Annotated in this window: 1 protein-coding gene; it reads left to right on the top strand. The window is 69.0% G+C overall.

Annotation, left to right across the window (positions count from 1 at the left end; translation table 11 throughout):
• Positions 1 to 67 precede the first annotated feature (67 nt).
• On the top strand, positions 68 to 1,642 hold the full coding sequence (locus ABH935_RS50825; RefSeq protein WP_370385235.1) for an IS1182 family transposase: 1,575 nt from the start codon (positions 68 to 70) through the stop codon (positions 1,640 to 1,642).
• The last annotated feature ends 60 nt before the right edge of the window (positions 1,643 to 1,702 follow it).

The following is a 1,702-nucleotide window of genomic DNA, read 5'->3' as shown; positions in this document are numbered from 1 at the left end:
TCTAGAAGGCTGCTGAAGATGTTTGGTTCTGGCCTCGTCGTTTTGTTGACGGGGCCAGACTGCTTCTATGCAGGGTGAGTGGACCGGTGAGCTGGTCGGGCCGGATGTGTGGGAGACCTGTCGGCATCTGATCCCGGCTGGGAGCGTGTTCGCGTTCCTGGCCGAGCATCGGCAGGCGCTGTTCCCGGCATCGATGTTCACCGATATGTACCCCTCGGTCAACGGCCGTCCGTCGATGCCGCCGCAGGTGCTGGCCGCGACCGTGGTGCTCCAGAGCCTGCACGGGTTGTCGGATTTCGACACGGTGCAGATGCTTCGCTGTGACCTGCGATGGAAGGCCGCGTGTGGGCTGGGGCTGTACGACACGGCCTTCGATGACTCGCTGCTGACGTACTTCCGGCGCAGGCTGTCCCGCTCGTCCGATCCGATGCGGTTGTTCACTGCGGTGAAGCAGGTCGTGGTCGCAACCGGCGTACTCAAGGGCAAGATGCGGCGGGCGTTGGACTCCACGGTGCTAGATGACGCCGTGGCCACCCAGGACACCGTCACCCAGATCATCTCCGCGATCCGCCGGGTGATCCGCCAGGTGCCCGGCGCGGCGGGGACCGCTGAGGGGCTGCTGACCGCGCATGATTACACCGACCCCGGCAAGCCGGCGATCGCCTGGAACGACGCCGCGGCCCGGGCCGATCTGGTCGACGCGCTGGTGCGCGACGCACTCAACCTGCTGGGCCACCTGCCTGACGTCGAGCTGGGGCCCGCGGCGGCTGACGCGGTGGGGCTGCTGGCCCTGGTCGCCGGGCAGGACGTGGAACCGGCCGAGGACTCCGACGGACGCGACGGACGCTGGCGGATCGCGCAGCGCACCGTGCCTGACCGCACGGTATCGACGGTCGACCCCGAAGCACGGCACATCCACAAGAACCGCACCCGGCACCAGGAGGGCTTCCGCGCCCACGTCGCCTTCGAGCCCGAGGTCGGGCTGTTCACCGAGGTCGCGCTCACCGCAGGGTTCGGCACCGGTAACCACGAGGCCGCCATCGCCGCCGGCCTGCTGGCCGATGACGATGCCGGGCTGACCGTGTTGGGCGACACCGCCTACGGCACCGCCGAGCTGCGCCGGACCCTGGAAGCCGACGGCCACCACCTGGTGCTCAAACCGCCGCCACTACGGCAGCCGATCCCCGGCGGGTTCACGATCGCCGACTTCGTCGTCGATACCGCCGGTGGAACTGTCACCTGTCCGGCCGGCCACGTCCGGGCACTGGGCCGGCCACACGCCGACGGAAGCCGACAGGCCCAGTTCAAGGCCCTGTGCCACCACTGCCCGCTCCGCGAGCGGTGCACGAAGTCCAAAACCGGCCGCACCTTCAGCGTCCATCCCGACTTCGACCTACTCAAAGCCGCCCGTGACCAAGCCGCGACCGACCCCGCCTGGCAGGCCGAGTACCGGCGTTGGCGGCCACCAGTGGAACGCGCCATCGCCTGGCTGGTCGGCCGCGGCAACCGCCGGGTCCGACACCGCGGCGTCATCGCCAACAACACCTGGCTCCACCACCGCGCCGCCGCCCTCAACCTCCGCCGCCTGGTCAACCTCGGCCTCAACCACACCGACAACCGCTGGACCCTGGCCACCACATGACCAGGGGCCGCCCCAGAACCGGAACCACCCCTCACAACAAGATCTTCAGCAGCCTTCTAG

The sequence above is a fragment of the Catenulispora sp. GAS73 genome, from assembly GCF_041262085.1.
In the GTDB taxonomy this organism is placed as follows: Bacteria; Actinomycetota; Actinomycetes; order Streptomycetales; family Catenulisporaceae; genus Catenulispora.
The sequence above is the reverse complement of the archived record's forward strand: the minus strand, read 5'-3'. Positions and strand labels throughout refer to the sequence as shown.